Below are 15,438 nucleotides of genomic sequence, written 5' to 3' on the forward strand. Positions count from 1 at the left end.
CATAGCTTTCAATGGACGGCACACCACCACGAAAGGAAGACTGCGATGCCCAGCGAGCGTGCGGCGGACGAAGCCCGGATCAGGCAGCAGATCGACGTGATCGTCGAGTCGATCCGGGCCAAGGATCTCGAGGCACTGATGGCGGTCTACACGACGGACGTCGTGTCGTACGACGTCGAGCCGCCGCTGCAGCATCTCGGGACCGCGGCGAAGGCCCGCAACTGGGCGAACGCGTTCGCGTTCTTCGAGACCGTGAACTACGAGATCCGGGACCTGACCCTCACCGTCGGCGACGACGTCGCCTTCGGCTACGCCTTCGCCCGCCTCAGCGGAACCGGCCGGAACGGCGCTGCCATGGCCGGCATGTGGGTCCGAGTCACCTACGGCCTGCGCAAGATCGACGGGACCTGGCTGATCGCCCACGACCAGGTCTCGGTTCCACTGGACATCCTGTCCGGCAAGGGCGTCACCGACCTCGAGCCCTGATCGCCCCATCGGGCAGAGTCGGGCTCTGCGCGGGCAGACCGTGCGGGCTCGCGATTGATCGTCGGCGGCGGGCGCGCGACAGTGCCAGGAATCGTCGATTCCTGGGGGGACCATGTTCATCGGCTCGTTGTTCAAGCTCTGGTCACTGAGCTCGCTGCGGTTCGGGCTGGAAGGGGTCGGCAGCCCGACCGAAGAAGAGGACGAGAGTCTCTACGTCCACCAGGCCATCACCGGCGACGCGTTCCGGAACCTGGCGGTGGAACCCGGCGGGCAGTGGAACGCCGACGCCGCGCGGGTGATCAAGTGGCACGTCGACTACGTGGACAGCTACCTCTACAACCCGTTGTTCTGGGTGGGTGGCGTCTTCAGTGACAAGTCGATCCGCCGGATCAAGGCCGCCGCGAGTATGCATGACGACCTCGTCCAGGTGCACTTCGACGACCTGACCTCGGTGGGACAGATCGAGAAGATGTGGCATCGCTACCTGTCCGGCTCGGTCGCCGGCGTGCTCTGGGCGGCCGACCGTGGTGATGTCGAGGCGGCGCAGAACATCATCGGCGTCACCCTGCACGCCATCCAGGACTTCTACGCGCACTCGAACTGGGTCGACGACCCGTCGCGCCGGATGAAGCACTACTTCCATCCCGGCATCGATGCCGACGTACGGCGGTCGATGTACTTGTACTCGGGGTCGTACGAGGTGGACGAGCACCACAGCCAGAAGCCGCACGGCAAGGTGTCGTTCGAGTGCGCGATCATCGAGGCGGTCAACGTCGCCGACGTGATGAGCATCGCGTGCTCCGCGATCTCACCACTGAACAAGATGACGCCCTGCCAGATCTACGACCGGTGCAAGAACGCCGAGCCGGTCAGTATCGAGGTACTGGGCATTCCCCTCCCGAAGGGCATGGTCTACGTCAACCCGCCGGGGATCGCGCTCGACAGCACCTGGCAGGCGAAGATCGCGCACCAAATCAGAGAGCTTCCAGACCGTACGGCGGTCACTCCGGAGGCGCTGTTCGGCGCAGCCCGGCAGCTAGCCGTCGACTCGTCGGTCTGGTGGTTGCGTGAGCTCGGCAACCTGATGGCGGCCGACCCGGTCACCAAGGCGTTCTGGGACCGGGTCAAGCAGACGAGCGACGCGTACGAGCGCCGGCACGAGCAGTTCGAGGACTTCGCGCGCTTCCCATACACCTTCGTCTCGGCCGGGAACTACCCGCCGACCGCCGCCGACGAGCCGTGGGACTGGTACGTCCGGCTGCTGATCAAGACGAGCGACGACGGCGAGGCGGGTACGGACGGCACCGTGCACGTCCGGTTCGGGGACAAGGAGTTCCCGCTGGACTACATGAAGACCTCGCCCGCGATCCTCGAGTACAACGATTTCGAGTCCGGCGACCTCGCGACGTACACGATCGGCCCGTTGAAGGAACTGCCGCGGGAAGTGACCTTCCGGGTCGAGTCGAAGGACATCGGTGACATCGCCGAGGTGATCTGGGACGGTTTCATCGGCGCACTGGAGAGCCTGATCGACTCCATCGGGGACTTCTTGCTCTCGATCTTCGGCGGGCACGCGGACCTGGTCGGTTCGCGGCAGCTCGTCTGGAACGCGGCAGATCTCGAGAACATCGGGTACGAACCGGTCGCGTTCAGCCAGTTCATCGACGGTGACGACGAGGGCCAGCACCATATCCACGGACACATCCGGCGGACCGACGAGGCGAGCGGCCCGGGGGTTCCGTACGAATGGCGGGAGTTCGAGGTCTACCTCGACCGGCTGGAGTGCTGGGAGGAGAGCACCTGGGACCGGGGCAGCGATGAGGACGAGCCGTTCGTCCTTGCGCTGCTCATCAATCTGTCCGACGACCAGCCCGAGACCAGGACCCAGAAGTGGCGCTGTGAGCCGGGCAGCGTCGACGACCGCGGCGACAAGGTGTGGTTGCGGCACACCTTCAACAGGATCCGGGTGCCGAAGGGCGCAGGTGGCATCGCGCTGCCGCTGACCGTCTTCGAGAGCGATGACGAAACCTCCGACGCCCGGGACGAGCTGCTCGACGCCTATGCGGGCAAGGGCGACGGCGACACCCAGTCCTGGTCCGATCGCTTCATCGAGACCGTCGGCGCATCGCTGTGGTCCGGCTGGAAGATGGAGTCGGTCGAGCTGCAGGCCTTCAACCGGGCGCCCGCTCGGGCTGCCTCGGCCACGGTACTGCGGAGCCGGCCGGATCGCTGGGTCACCGATGACGGTCCGGTCACCCTGGCGCTGGATCCGAACCCGGTATGGCGGCGCTGGAGCCTGCCGATGGAAATCATCCGGTCCCGGGCGATCGCCGACTCCCTCGTGGAGCGGTCCCAGAAACTGGCCGCTTCCGACAACGCCGAGTCGGTCGCGTGCGCGGAGGAGGCCGTCGTCATCTCGCGGGCGATCGTGGCCGCGGACCAGGCCAAGACGGAGAAGCTGACCCGGCTGGTGTGGACGATCCACTTCCTTTCGAGCCGGTACCACGGGACCGGGCGGGCGGCCGACAGCGCCGGGCTCGGAGACGAGGCGATCGGAGTCTCCGAGCGGGCGGTCGATGCGTCCGGCACGGATCCCGGCGTACAGACCGGCGTTGCCGTGGACCTGGCGCACATCTCCGGCTATGTCGCACCTGGCGACGAGGCTGTCCGGACTGCTGAGTACGCCGTGGAACTGCTGCGCGAGGTGGCCGACGACGATCACAGCGTCCACGCGCATCAGGCGCGGCTCGTCTGGGGGCTTCATGTCCTCAGTGGGCGACTGCATTCGGCGGGCCGTGCCGCAGAGGCTGCTGGGTTGGGCGATGAGGGGATCAAGGTCGCCCGTCGGTTGGCGACTGCGACTCCAGACCTCCGCTCCGATGCTGCCTACAACCTGGCACACGTCTCGGGCTATGTGCCGGCTGGTGCCGAGGCGGTGCGAGCGGCGCAGCATGCGCTGGCGACCTACCGCGAGTTGTCCGCCGCTGATCCGGCAGACAACCTGTCGGCGCAGCGACTGATGTGGGTGCTGCATGTGGTGTCCTCACGCCTCTACACCGCCAAGCGCCAGGCTGAATCCGCCGGGTTGGGTGACGAGGGAATCGCCGTACTGCCGCGTCTCGCCACTGCGCCGCCGGAGGTCCGTGCCGACGCTGCTTACAACTTGGCGCACGTCTCGGGCTACGTACCGCCCGGTGATGAGGCGGTGCGGGCAGCGCAACAGGCGCTCGCTGTGTACCGCGAGTTGTCGGCGGCGGACCCTGCCAACCACTTGTCGGCGCAGCGCCTGGTCTGGGTGCTGCATGTGGTGTCCTCACGCCTCTACACCGTCAACCGGCAGGCTGAGTCCGCCGGGTTGGGTGACGAGGGAATCGCCGTACTGCCACGCCTCGCCGGGGCGCCGGCCGCTACCCGTTCCGATGCCGCCTACAACTTGGGGCACGTCTCGGGGTATGTGCCGCCGGGCGATGAGGCGGTGCGGGCAGCGCAGCATTCGCTCGCTGTCTATCGGGAGCTGTCGGCGGCTGATCCGGCCAGCAGTCTCGAGGCGCAGCGCCTCGTGTGGGCACTGCACGGACTGTGCTCCCGCCTGTTCAACGCCGCGCGCCAAGCCGAAACCGCGGGACTGGGTGACGAGGGAATCGCCGTACTGCCGCGCCTTGCCGCAGCCCCGCCGGAGGTCCGGTCCGACGCGGCCTACAACCTCGCTCATGTTGCCGGATACCTCGTCGCCGGCGAGGAAGGTGTGCGGGCCGCGCAGGGGACGGTCGGGGTCTACCGGGAGCTCTACGCGGCCGCACCGACGAACAGCGGCTACCGCAGCCGGTTGGCCTGGTCGCTGCGCAAGCTGGCCGAGCGCCTGCGGTCAGCAGGTCATCAGACTGAAGCGCAGGCGGCCGACGACGAGGCCAAGACGTTGGAGGGCTGACCTGCTAGTCAGAGTCAGGTTCAGGTGAGCTGGTCCGCTGGGCGAGCTGGCGGCGGAGGTCTTCGGCGAGCTGTTCGGCGGCTTGCTGGGCAGCGGCGCCGGCCGCGATGCGGTCGGCGGCCGAGCGTCGTACGTCGTCCAGCTGCTCACGGTGGTCGGTACGCAGCTGCTCGACGTCGGCGCGATGATCGGTCCGCAGGGTGTCGAGCTGGCTGCGGTGTTGCTGGGTGAGTTCGCGGAGCTCGCTTCGGGCAGCGGCCAGCTCGGTTGCAGCGGTGTCGGCGGCCGACTGGGCGGTCTTGCTCGCGGACTCTGCCGTGGCCTGGGCGATGCGGGCGACCTCGACTTCGGTGCGGGCCTGGTGGATCTGGAGCTCTGCGGACGCCTGGATCTCGGCGATTCGGCGCTCGGTGTCTTGGCGTAGCTCTTCTGCTTGTGCTGTGGCGGCTTCCTGAGCGGTCTGTGCTTCCTGGCGCGCCTGGTCGATCTCGGCGGCGGCGCTCTCGCGGGCGCTGGCAGCGTCTTGTCGGGCCTTCTCTGCTGCGGTTAGGGCAGCCAGTGCTTCTGCGCGGGCCGACTCGAGCTCCTCGAACGCGTCTTGGGCTGCGGCGTCGGCCTCCTCGCGGGCGTCTTCGGCGTCGGCGGCCTGTTGCTCGGCTTGGCGCCGGCGGTGTTCCTCTTCACCACGCTGGCGCTCGACCTCGGCCACTTGTGCGCGCGAGGAGGCTTGGAGCTGCTCGACCTCGGCGGCCACGGCTTCGGCATCGCCGTACGCGCGGACTGCGGCAGTGATCCCGGTCAGGAACTCCTGCAACTGGTCGAGCCGCCGCGGGAGCTCGAGCATCTGGTTCTCCAGGGTTGTCCTGGCGGTCGTCACCGGGCCTGCGGGCAGCGCCGGTACGGACCCCGCTCCCCCGGCGGCGCGCACAGGGCGTCTCTCAGCGGCCTTCTTAGCCGACCAGGCGGTCGCCTTGTTGTGGATGACCAGCTTCCCGTCGATCCCAGGGCCCTCCAGGCCGCAGTACTTCGGCGGCCGGCCCGATGCGCCGGCGTCCTGCAGCTTCGGGTTCGGGCAGTTCACGCCAGGGAACTCGCAGAGCCCGTCGCGGGCCGGCGAGATCGCTTCAGTTTCGGTCGCGGTCATAGTCGTCACCCTACCCTACTTTCGTCATTAAGTTCTTGGTTACGTTAGTTTAGTTACGTCAACTCGGACTTAACTATGAGAACTAAACTGAACCTGGAAAGAGCGCATAATCCCCGTTATGCGCTAGTCTTTCTGCTGTGGACGATGAGCGCTCGGACGGTCTGGAACGGCACTACCAAGCAACGGTCGCCGAGCAGCCGAGACCAGATGCCTCGACGGAGGCCGCCGTACGACGCTCGCTGGGAGCCCGCCGGCCTGTCGGAGCACCCCGCGCTGCCGAGCCGGTCGACCGCCTGGATCTGCTGACCGAAGCGCTGTCCCCCGAGTTGGCTGCGCTGGCCGTCCTCTGGCTCGGCGGGACTCGTCGGTCGAGCCCGCAGACGCGGATCGCGTACGCCGACGATCTGCTGCTCTGGGCGGAGTGGGCGCGCCACGCCCTCGGCCGGGACCGCTTCGCACTCGACCTGCATCGGGCCGAAGTGACCATGTGGTTGTCGCAGCAACAAGACGCGGGCGCGACCGAGTCCTCGATCGCTCGCCGGCTCTCAACCCTGTCCAGCCTCTACCGGTACGCCGCAAGCTGGGGCCTGCAGGTCGTCTCCCCCATCTCCGACGACGACCACCGGCCCAAGTTCCACCGCGGCCGCCGCGCCACCTCGGCCCGCGTGCTGCAGGCCGATGACATCTCAGCGATTCTCGCCGCTGCCACCGACGTCCGCGACGCGCTCGTCGTCGGCCTGCTCTTCACCGGCGCGCTCCGAGTCTCCGAGCTGTGCGCGGCCGACGACAACGACCGGCAGGACGAAGGTCGCCGTACCTGGCTCGTCATCACCCGCAAAGGCGGCGCCACCGTCCGTGTCCCCCTCGAGACCACTGTCGCCGAGCTCCTCGACCTGTACGTCGCCATCCGCCCACCGTGGACCGGCCCCGGCCCAGCACCTCTCGTCGCAGACGCCGCAGGCAACCGCCTCGACCGTCATGACGTCACCCGCCTGCTGCGCCGCCTCGCCAAGACCGCCGGTATCCCGCGCCCCGAGAAGGTCACCCCACACTCCCTGCGCGCCACCGCGATCACCGACCAGAAACGCCGCGGCCTCAACGCCGAAGACATCCAGGAACTGTCCGGCCACGCCGACGTCCGCACCGTGATGATCTACATCGACGACGACGGCCGCAGCGAACGCGTCTCCGCCATCACCGACGACCTAGGCCGCGTCATGCGAGCCGTCCCCCGCCACCTCCGCCGTACCGTCTGAACGCTGAAGATCACGCCAGAGATGCGCGCGAGCCAGCCGCCCGGTTCGCCTCAGGCGAGCCTCCGTGGTCTCGGATTGCAGGTTGGTGCAACGGGCTGGTACCTGGCGTCGGCCGCGCAGCACACTGAGTTAGATGAGACGACTTTGTGTTCTGGTGGGCGCCCTGGTGCTGATGCCGCTCGTGCCGGGCACCGCTCATGCCTACGACCGGGTCGCCTATGCGACGCCGACGACGATGGTTGAGTCGCCGAAGGGCTCTGAGGGATCGGTGCGCGCGACACTCGCGCTTGGCACCGTCGCCGCGGGTACGTCGCACAACCTGCGTAGCGAGGTCGTGGTCGGCGACGGGCGCAACGATGGAGCGCTCTCCCGGGTAGCGGTTGGGCACAAGATCACCTGCCAGGCAGTCGGCGGGACGACGCTGGCAGGCGGGCAGATCTGGAGCGGCCAGAACCTGCTGGAGAACCAGCAGAACGTCAAGCTCGCCGTACGGATGGTGTTCACGCCCGCCACCACGGGCAACTACCAATGCCTGCTGCGCGTGTACCTCAACGATGGCCTCGCGAGCGGCCGCGAGACCGCGAAGCTGGTCAGCGGATTCATCGCGGACATCGACGGCCCGATCGCGCCGGTCGTGCAGACGTTCGGTGCGAACTCGAACACCCACTTCGCACTCGACGCGCCGGGCAAGCAGCTGCACCCGGTGACCTACCAGCCGTTGCCGGGAGCAACTTCCTTCCTCGCGACCACTGATGTCTACGTGACGAGCTGCTACGGGACCGGCGGCAACGCGTGCGGCCCCGGTTCGTACCCCGCGAGCGGCACCGCCCGGGTACGCTTCCGCACCGTCGCCACCCCCAGCTCCACCGCGCCCGGCTGTGTAGCGCAAGCGAGCCCGTCCACGACCACGCCGGTCTCGAACCGGGTGCACCATCTACGCATCCTCGGACAACTGACCGTCGCGCAACCCGCGGGCGGCTGCGGGACGTGGCGGGTCAATGCGTTCGCCGAGGACAACGGCGGCACGCTCCCGTTCGTCATCCACGGCACCCCGTACGGCGTCACCTACGTGCGGCCGCCCGTGCAGAGCTAGCTGGTGAGCGGATGGCTGTAGATGATGAAGCCGCGGTTCTCGGCGACCTGGTCGTAGAGGCGGCGCGCCGTGGCGTTGGACTCGTGGGTCGACCAGTAGAGACGGCCGCAACCGCGTTCCGTGGCCGCATCGGCGACGGCCGCAATGAGTGCACGAGCGACGCCTTTGCCGCGTGCTTCGGGAGCGGTGAACAGGTCCTGCAGGTAGCAGGCGTCGGCTGACGTCGTGCTCGCGTGGGTCAGGAAGTGCGCGATCCCGACCAGGCGGTCGTCCAGGTGAGCGCCGAGTGCGTGCAGCTCCACGTTGCGCTCGAACCTGGCCCAGGCCCGGTCGTAGAACCCATCCGGCATCGTCGGCCGGCCATAGAACGCGTTGTACCCGGCGAACAGTTGCTCCCAGGCATCACGATCGGACGGCCGTAGTGGTCCCAGTGTCAGCACAGCCCGCACTCTGTCACGTCGGACCGGTCAGCTGAGGGTGGCCAGGTCTCGGGTGGCGTAGCGGAGGTGTTCCCACTCCTCTTCGAGAATGGTGTGCAGGCAAGACAGGACCGTCTCGGGGTAGTCCGGGGACCACGGGTTCTTGCGAGCCGCGCTCAGGTCGGCCGAGGTGACGGTCGCCAGGTAGTCACGGACCTGAGCTACGTGGTCGGCGCGCACGGCCAACACCTCGTCGTACGTCGGTTTGGTCGGCGCGAAGACCGACATGTCGAGGCCATCGGTCTCGTATTCCGCGTGCGGCTGGCCGATGGGGTGGAACGGATCGGCGATGCCGAGGATGGCTCGGCCGAGCCAGGTGTTGGTGGCGAGCACGAGATGCCGGAGGGTTTGGGCGAAGGACCACTCGCCGTCGACCGAGATCTCCTCGGTTCCGGGCGACATGGCTGCGACCCGGGTGGTGGTATCGGACCAGGCGCGTTCGACTGCGGCCCACGCCGTACGGAGGTCGTCGGGTGTGTCGGCGCGGCGGAGTTCGCGGCCGGCGAAGCGACGGTTCAGCTCGGCGTCGACGAAGGGGGCTACGTTCACGCCGTTGACGAGGAGGGTGTTGTCGCCGGCGAGCAACCAGGGAGCGTCAATGTCGGCGCCGGCGACCTCCGCGGCGCGCAGGATCACTCCGGACAGGTTGGAGCGGACGAAACGCGCACCAGTCAGATTCACATCGGTGAACGTCGCTGCCTGCAGATCATCGGACTCGGTGAAAGCGGCCATGCCGCTCAGTCTCACACCTGCCGCTCGCCCGCACGAACACCGGCACGATCCGGCCACACCGACGCCGTCACCGGCCGCCAACGAGAGATCGGCGCGGTGTCCATTTCAAGCCCGGCGGCGCGTAGACCTATGGCTGTGTCTTTCTCAGTGGTCGCGCGGGCGAGGCAGCAATGCGAATGCGCTCTCCGCGATCGAGGTCAGGCGGGCGGGACTGTGGCCGTAGGCGCCGATGACGTCGGTGCCGCGGACGATGGTCAGTAGAAGATACGCGAGGCCGTCGGGGTCCGCGTCGGGGTCGATGTCGCCGTTGCGCTGCGCCGCCCGCACACAATCGGCCACTGCCGTCATCAGCACGGAGAAGCAGTCGTTGGCCAGGCGTTTCACCTCGGAGTCGGAGGCGCCGACCTCCAGGGCCATCTTGGCGGCGAAGCAGGCCGCCGCCGCCCGATCAGGGGCGGGGGGTACGTCGGCGGCGAGTGGCACCCCGTGGACAGCGCGGAGCAAGTACCCGTGCAGTCGTTCCATGGCGCCGTCGTCCGGTCCGGCGAGCGCCCTCGGCACACCCTGCGCGAGCCGGTCGAAGTAGACGGCCATCGTCTGGAGCAGCACGCCGTGCTTGCCGTCGAACGTGGCATAGAGGCTGCCGCGGCCCATGCCGGTGGCAGCGCTGATGTCGTCGACGCTCGTGCCGTTGTAGCCCGTGGTGCGGAACTGCCGTTCGGCGGCATGGAGGACGTGGTCGCGGTCGAAACTTCGTGGTCTCGCCATACGGAGAAGGTAGCGCCAACGCGCCATTATTGACAACTCAGTACAGAACTGGCTACGTTTCTGACAGTTCAGTACATAATCAGCCTGAGTTTGCCGGACCGACCTGGTCCGGGCTTGCCGGACCGCGACGCCGCGAAGGCGGCTTGGAGGTTGAAGTCATGACCCACGTGACGCAGCGAACGCCCTTTGGCGAGGACTCCGCGAGCGACGCACTGGCCGAGGGTGTCGTCGACGTGGTGGTGATCGGCGGGGGCGCGGCGGGGCTGAACGGTGCGCTGATGCTGGCCCGCTCCCGCCGCTCGGTCGTCGTGATCGACAGCGGCTCACCGCGCAATGCGCCCGCGGAGGCCGTGCATGGCTTGCTGGCCTTGGACGGCACCCCGCCGTCGGAGATCCTTCGACGGGGCCGAGAGCAGTTGCGCGAGTACGGCGGGCGCGTCGTACACGGCGAGGTGGTCTCGGCCGAGCCCGCCGCCCCGTCGGCGGATGGGGACCTGCGATTCGGCGTCACCTTGGCCGACGGTCGCAGCGTGACCGCTCGCCGCCTCCTCGTGGCCACCGGCCTCAGGGATGTGCTGCCGGAGGTGCCCGGGCTCGCCGAGCACTGGGGGCACAGTGTGGTGCACTGCCCGTACTGCCACGGCTGGGAGGTGCGCGATGAGCCCATCGGTGTCCTCGCGACCGGCCCGGCCTCCATCGGCCCTGCATTTCTGTTCCGTCAGCTGACCGAGGATCTCATCTACTTCACCCACGGCACTGACCTGGACGCGGACAGCCGCGCCCGCTTCGCTGCCCGCGGTGTCCGCGTCGTCGACACCCCGGTTACCGAGGTCGTCAACGACGAGGACGGTGCCCTCGCCGGGGTGCGCCTGGCCGATGGGCAGGTCGTGGCCCGCCGCGTCCTGGCCATCGTCCCGCAGATGGAGGCTCGCACCCAGGGCCTGGAAGGTCTGAGCCTGCCGGTGCAGGACCTGCCGAACACCGGCCGTGGTTTCGCCTCCGGCGCGGCCGGCACCACCGAGGTGCCGGGTGTGTGGGTGGCCGGCAACGTCACCGATCCGGTCGCCCAGGTCGGGACTTCCGCAGCGGCCGGCGCGCTGGCCGGCGTGGAGATCAACAAGGTCCTGGTCATCGCGGACACCGACGCGGCCCTCCAGGGGTCGCCGAGGTAAGCCCGAAAGCGGCCACACGATGATCTCGAAGCTCTGAGATCTCAGCCTTCGCCCTCGCCTCACCTTCAGAGGTGAGGAAACCCATCAGGTTCCAGACGGTTTCAGTCATGCCCAGCAAGCAAGGAAGAAGAATGAGTACGAGCGTTGACCGCGAGGCGCCCGCCTCCGGAAAGAAAGACTCGGGCCTTCGCGGCTCACATGCCGTGCGCTGGTGGGTGCTGGTCGTCATCGGCGTGGCACAGCTGATGGTCATGCTCGATGCGACCGTGGTGAACATCGCGCTGCCCGAGGCGCAGCAAGCCCTCGACTTCAGCGACGGCAGCCGGCAGTGGGTGATCACGGGTTACGCGCTGGCGTTCGGCAGCCTGTTACTGCTCGGCGGCCGGCTCGGTGACGTGTTGGGCCGACGCACCCTCTTCGTGATCGGCTTGGCGGGCTTCGGGGCCGCGTCCGTCGTCGGCGGCTCGGCAGGCAGCTTCGAGATCCTCGTCACGGCACGTGTGGCCCAAGGTCTCTTCGCCGCAGTGCTCGCGCCCGCTGCACTGTCACTGCTCAGTGTGACCTTCACCGAGCCGTCCGAAAGGGCGAAGGCCTTCGGCATCTTCAGCGCCCTGGGTGGTGCGGGCGGCGCGATCGGGCTGCTGCTCGGCGGCATGCTCACCGAATGGGCGTCGTGGCGGTGGGTGATGTACGTGAACGTCGCCTTCGCGGTCCCCGCCCTGATCGGTGCGTTACTGCTGCTGGCCAAGCCCGTGATCACCAAGAAGCCCCAACTCGACATTCCGGGCATCGTCGTGGTGAGCGCCGCGCTGTTCGCCATCGTCTACGGGTTCGCGCACGTAGAGTCCACCAGTTGGACCGACCCGGTCGCCCTCGGCTCCATGATCGTCGGCACGGTACTGCTCGCGGTGTTCGTCTGGCTGGAGTCCAAGGTCGCGCATCCGCTGCTGCCGCTGCGAGTCGTGCTGGACCGGACCCGCGGTGGTTCGTTCATGGCGGTGTTCGTCCTGGGCATGGGGATGTTCTCGATCTTCCTGTTCCTGACCTACTACTTCGCGGCCAGCCTCGGCTACTCGCCGATCAAGACCGGTCTGGCGTTCCTGCCGATGGTCGCGGCCGTCGTCGCTTCGTCGACCACGATGCCTTTACTGGTGCTGCCCAGGGTCGGCCCGAAGATCGTCGTCAGCGCCGGCTTCCTGATCGCCGCAGCCGGTATGGCCCTGCTGACCCGGCTCGAGCTGGACAGCACCTACGTCACCCACATCATGCCCGGCCTGATCCTGTTGGGTCTCGGCATCGGCGCGGTGATGAGCACCGCGATCCAGGGCGCGACCTCGGGCATTCACCACGAGGACTCGGGTGTCGCCTCGGCGCTGATCAACACCGGCCAGCAAATCGGCGGCTCGATCAGCACGGCGCTGCTGACCAGCGTTGCCTCGTCGGCCGCGACCGACTACCTGACTTCGCACAAACCCAGCGCGTCCATCGCGGCGCAGGCCGGTGTCGAGGGCTACACGGCCACCCTGGCCTGGGGCTCCGGGTTCTTCGTGGCTGGTGCGGTCATCGCGGCGTTCCTGATCCCGAACCGGGCTCTGGAGCCGTCCGAGGGCGAGCCCGTGATGGCCCACTAGGCATTCTCCTCACCTGAAGGGCAGAACCATGGAACGCGACGAGTCGCCCGACGCGACGTACACGAGAACCTGGAGCAACGGCCGCGGCGAGGTGCGGTTCTTCACCCGGGCCGATGGCTCGCGGCTGCGCTACTACACGGTGGGCGCCGGCCCCGCCCTCGTGCTGATGCACACCGTGCGCGGCCAGCTCGACTACTTCCAGCGGGTGATTCCGCAGTTGTGGGACCACTTCACGGTCTACGCGCTGGATCTGCCCGGGATGGGATGGTCCGACATCGTCCCCGGCGCACAGTACGAGGAGCCGCAACTGCGGGCCGCGGTCGTCGAATTCGTCCGCGGACTGGACCTCCACGATGTCACCCTGTCGGGCGAATCGCTCGGGGGTGCCCTGTCCCTGTCGGCATCGATCGACCTGAAGGACCGGGTCAGCCGGGTCGTGGCGTTCAACAGCTACGACTACCCCCAGGGAGGCGAACGCGGAAACTGGATCGCCCACGGCATCATCTCCAGCGTGCGGATGCCCGTGCTGGGCCCCCTCTTCGCCCACCTCGAGCCGCGGCCCGTCTTTCGGGCAATTCTGCAGGGCGGCTACGTCGACAAGGCCCAGCTCCCCGAGGAGTTCATCACCGAGCTACTGAGGAGCGGCCGCCGCAAGGGCTACGACAAGGTGGCCCGAGGGATCTTCCGCAGCCTCAAGGGATTCGATGAGGCCCGCGAGCGCTACCCACGCGTGTCGGCACCCGTCACCCTCGTCTACGGCGAGAACGACTGGTCCCGGCCCGCCGAACGAGACCGCGTGGCCAGCGCGCTGGCGGACCTCCACCGCATCACCCTGGACCGCACCGGCCACTTCTCCGCCTTGGAGCGCCCCGACGAGATGGCGCGGATCCTACTCGTCGCGGCCTGACCCCAAACGAAACGCCAAGAAGCGGTCAGTCGGTTGGCGCACCCCTCACGCGAGTGTCGTACACCAGCCGAAAATCGGCCTCAGTGCACGACACCAGATCAAACCCACTAAATGCGATGGTTGTGCAGTCGGCGTGGGTAGGGCCGCAGGCCGGTCTGGGGACCGGCTGCCGCGGTGGGGTGATGGTGGACGGTGGTGTTGGTGGATCGGATGGCGTGGTTCTTACGGTCCGGCTGTGGGGGTGGCGTTGGTTCCCCACGGGTCGGTGTAGCTGGGTGCCACTGCGGTGAGCCGAGTCCGGAGGGCTTCGCGGGCGGCGGCCAGTCCTGGGTTGGGGAGGGTGCTGGCGGGCGGGAGCCGGTCCGGCTGCTCATGAGCTGGGTTGCTGCTGACCCGGGCTCTTCTGCCATTGGCACTGTCGGCACTGGCACTGGCGCTGGTGCTGTGGGCAGGGGTGACCCAGCCGACTAGCTCGGCTAGTGCGGCGGGATCGGCGCGGGGTGGGTCTGCCCAGGGCGGGCGGGTGACTTGGGCGATGCCGTCGACGATGGTGATGCTCCATTGGCCGTTGTGGACGGCGCGGTGGTGGAAGGCGCACAGCAACGCGAGGTTCTGCAGGCTGGTGGGGCCGCCGTTGGCCCAGTGGATGAGGTGGTGGGCGTGGCACATCCACGGTGGTGCTTTGCAGACGACGCAGCCTTTGTCGCGTTTGTTCAATGCGCGGCGGATGTAGCGGTTCACGAAGCGCTGCTCGCGGCCCACATCCAACGGTTGCGAATCACCGCCCAGCACGATCGGGAGCACCGCGGCGTCACAGGCCAGCAGACGCACGGCGCCGGCGGACAGGTTGCCGCCGAACACCAACTCACCTACTCCACCACCTCGACCTGCCGCACCGAGACCAGTCGCACCGCCCTCGACGGCGCCGGCCCCGACCGCACCGGCTCGGCTCGTGTCGCCCGCGACTGCACCGGCACCGCTCGCGTCGGCTGTGCTTGCGTCGGCCGTGCCGCCGAAGGGGGCTGGGGTGGCGGCGAGGGTGGCGGCGGCGAGGTCGTTGAAGTCGATGGTGACGGTGAGGTGCGGGACGCCGGGGTAGTCGGGGTTGCCGGCGGCGGAGTTCATGACGATCGTCAGGGCGTCGGCTTGGCGCTGGTCGCGAGTGCGTGGGTCTCGCTCGCCGTCGATGGTCTTGTGGGGTTTGGACAGGGTGTGGATCTGGGTTTCGAGCTGTTCGCCGTCGGCACCGGGCAGGAACCCGGAGAACTTCACTCCACCGTCGGTGCGTCGGAGCCGCAGTGACCTTTTCGTGTGAGCTTCGTCCTCGGCTGGTTCTGGGCCGTCGGTGTCCAAGGTGGACAGGACCTTGTGGCCGAACCGGGTGAGTTCGCGGGGGTTGGCGAGCCGGGCGGCCTCGACCAACTGTTCTTCGGCGACGGTCAGGTGTTCGACCGGGACGGTGGAGGGGGCCTTCTCCAGGGTCTTGACGATGACCTTGGCCTGGTCGGGAGACACGACCGCCTGGCGCACGGGGTCTGCGGGGTCTGGTAGGGCGGCGGTGACGGCCGGGTACTTGTGCAGGGCGGTGGTGAAGGTGAGGTCTTTGCGGACCTCGACCGGGTCGCGAAGGTAGCGTTCCGAGACCAGTTCGACGGTGTCGCGGGCGCCCAGCTCGCGGGCGATGCCCATCTCGTCCAGCCCGCCTAGGAGTTGGAGTTTGTAGGTATTCAGCAGGGCGGTGGCAGCCTCCACGGTGTCGAGAGTGGACAGCAGTTCCCCGCCGCTCAGCGACCACACCGGGGGCAACGCCAACATCTCCATACCCAACAGCTTAGACATGGG

The 15,438-nt window shown here is 68.1% G+C and carries 12 protein-coding genes; 7 read left to right on the top strand and 5 right to left on the bottom strand.

All coding sequences use genetic code 11. The features are described 5' to 3' along the window. Nucleotides 1-45 precede the first annotated feature (45 nt). Together ACFTSF_RS09060 and ACFTSF_RS09065 are read left to right on the top strand one after the other, a co-directional pair. A complete protein-coding gene (locus tag ACFTSF_RS09060) occupies nt 46-486 on the top strand; it encodes a YybH family protein (protein WP_380153337.1) in 441 nt (146 codons plus the stop codon). A gap of 112 nt (nt 487-598) precedes the next feature. Further along, nucleotides 599-4,414 (top strand): hypothetical protein, encoded by a 3,816-nt coding sequence (locus tag ACFTSF_RS09065; protein ID WP_380153338.1) that lies wholly within the window; start codon nt 599-601, stop codon nt 4,412-4,414. Between the two features lie 4 nt (nt 4,415-4,418). Here the strand turns inward: ACFTSF_RS09065 and ACFTSF_RS09070 are convergent, their stop codons facing one another. Then, a complete protein-coding gene (locus ACFTSF_RS09070) occupies nt 4,419-5,558 on the bottom strand; it encodes a hypothetical protein (RefSeq protein WP_380153339.1) in 1,140 nt (379 codons plus the stop codon). 137 nt (nt 5,559-5,695) lie between these two features. On the opposite strand from ACFTSF_RS09070, the gene ACFTSF_RS09075 reads away from it, so the two are divergent. Both ACFTSF_RS09075 and ACFTSF_RS09080 read left to right on the top strand, forming a co-directional pair. Continuing rightward, nucleotides 5,696-6,814 carry a tyrosine-type recombinase/integrase gene (locus ACFTSF_RS09075; protein WP_380153340.1) on the top strand — a complete coding sequence of 373 codons (1,119 nt, stop codon included), beginning with the start codon at nt 5,696-5,698 and terminating at the stop codon, nt 6,812-6,814. Between the two features lie 133 nt (nt 6,815-6,947). Then, nucleotides 6,948-7,907: a hypothetical protein gene (locus ACFTSF_RS09080; RefSeq protein WP_380153341.1), complete on the top strand. Its 960-nt coding sequence runs from the start codon at nt 6,948-6,950 to the stop codon at nt 7,905-7,907. Here the strand turns inward: ACFTSF_RS09080 and ACFTSF_RS09085 are convergent. The 3 genes from ACFTSF_RS09085 to ACFTSF_RS09095 form a co-directional block, all read right to left on the bottom strand. Further along, nucleotides 7,904-8,347 carry a GNAT family N-acetyltransferase gene (locus tag ACFTSF_RS09085; protein ID WP_380153342.1) on the bottom strand — a complete coding sequence of 148 codons (444 nt, stop codon included), beginning with the start codon at nt 8,345-8,347 and terminating at the stop codon, nt 7,904-7,906. The two genes, ACFTSF_RS09080 and ACFTSF_RS09085, sit on opposite strands and share 4 nt — an antisense overlap. Nucleotides 8,348-8,374: 27 nt before the next feature. Then, nucleotides 8,375-9,118: a DinB family protein gene (locus ACFTSF_RS09090; RefSeq protein WP_380153343.1), complete on the bottom strand. Its 744-nt coding sequence runs from the start codon at nt 9,116-9,118 to the stop codon at nt 8,375-8,377. 144 nt (nt 9,119-9,262) lie between these two features. Beyond that, nucleotides 9,263-9,886 (bottom strand): TetR/AcrR family transcriptional regulator, encoded by a 624-nt coding sequence (locus ACFTSF_RS09095; RefSeq protein WP_380153344.1) that lies wholly within the window; start codon nt 9,884-9,886, stop codon nt 9,263-9,265. A gap of 158 nt (nt 9,887-10,044) precedes the next feature. Between ACFTSF_RS09095 and ACFTSF_RS09100 the strand changes: the two genes are divergently transcribed. The 3 genes from ACFTSF_RS09100 (at nt 10,045) to ACFTSF_RS09110 (ending at nt 13,596) form a co-directional block, all read left to right on the top strand. Continuing rightward, a complete protein-coding gene (locus ACFTSF_RS09100; protein WP_380153345.1) occupies nt 10,045-11,058 on the top strand; it encodes an NAD(P)/FAD-dependent oxidoreductase in 1,014 nt (337 codons plus the stop codon). Nucleotides 11,059-11,189: 131 nt separating this feature from the next. After that, the gene (locus ACFTSF_RS09105; protein WP_380153346.1) at nt 11,190-12,689 is read left to right on the top strand and encodes an MFS transporter; all 1,500 of its coding nucleotides are present in this window, start codon (nt 11,190-11,192) and stop codon (nt 12,687-12,689) included. A 28-nt stretch (nt 12,690-12,717) separates the two neighbouring features. Beyond that, entirely contained in the window at nt 12,718-13,596 is an 879-nt protein-coding gene (locus ACFTSF_RS09110) for an alpha/beta fold hydrolase (RefSeq protein WP_380153347.1), read from the top strand. A 222-nt stretch (nt 13,597-13,818) separates the two neighbouring features. Here ACFTSF_RS09110 and ACFTSF_RS09115 read toward each other — a convergent pair whose 3' ends face one another. Next, complete coding sequence (locus tag ACFTSF_RS09115) at nt 13,819-15,417, bottom strand: DUF222 domain-containing protein (protein ID WP_380153348.1); 1,599 nt, start codon at nt 15,415-15,417, stop codon at nt 13,819-13,821. Nucleotides 15,418-15,438 lie beyond the last annotated feature (21 nt).

This window comes from Kribbella sp. NPDC056951 (assembly GCF_042674205.1).
GTDB classification, from domain to species: domain Bacteria; phylum Actinomycetota; class Actinomycetes; order Propionibacteriales; family Kribbellaceae; genus Kribbella; species Kribbella yunnanensis.

Excerpts from the sequence above, each read along its gene's own strand:
- ACFTSF_RS09105 (WP_380153346.1), top strand. The coding sequence starts at position 11,190 with ATGAGTACGAGCGTTGACCGCGAGGCGCCCGCCTCCGGAAAGAAAGAC.
- ACFTSF_RS09070 (WP_380153339.1), bottom strand. The coding sequence starts at position 5,558 with ATGACCGCGACCGAAACTGAAGCGATCTCGCCGGCCCGCGACGGGCTC.
- ACFTSF_RS09095 (WP_380153344.1), bottom strand. The coding sequence starts at position 9,886 with ATGGCGAGACCACGAAGTTTCGACCGCGACCACGTCCTCCATGCCGCC.
- ACFTSF_RS09080 (WP_380153341.1), top strand. The coding sequence starts at position 6,948 with ATGAGACGACTTTGTGTTCTGGTGGGCGCCCTGGTGCTGATGCCGCTC.
- ACFTSF_RS09115 (WP_380153348.1), bottom strand. The coding sequence starts at position 15,417 with ATGGAGATGTTGGCGTTGCCCCCGGTGTGGTCGCTGAGCGGCGGGGAA.
- ACFTSF_RS09100 (WP_380153345.1), top strand. The coding sequence starts at position 10,045 with ATGACCCACGTGACGCAGCGAACGCCCTTTGGCGAGGACTCCGCGAGC.
- ACFTSF_RS09090 (WP_380153343.1), bottom strand. The coding sequence starts at position 9,118 with ATGGCCGCTTTCACCGAGTCCGATGATCTGCAGGCAGCGACGTTCACC.
- ACFTSF_RS09065 (WP_380153338.1), top strand. The coding sequence starts at position 599 with ATGTTCATCGGCTCGTTGTTCAAGCTCTGGTCACTGAGCTCGCTGCGG.
- ACFTSF_RS09110 (WP_380153347.1), top strand. The coding sequence starts at position 12,718 with ATGGAACGCGACGAGTCGCCCGACGCGACGTACACGAGAACCTGGAGC.
- ACFTSF_RS09060 (WP_380153337.1), top strand. The coding sequence starts at position 46 with ATGCCCAGCGAGCGTGCGGCGGACGAAGCCCGGATCAGGCAGCAGATC.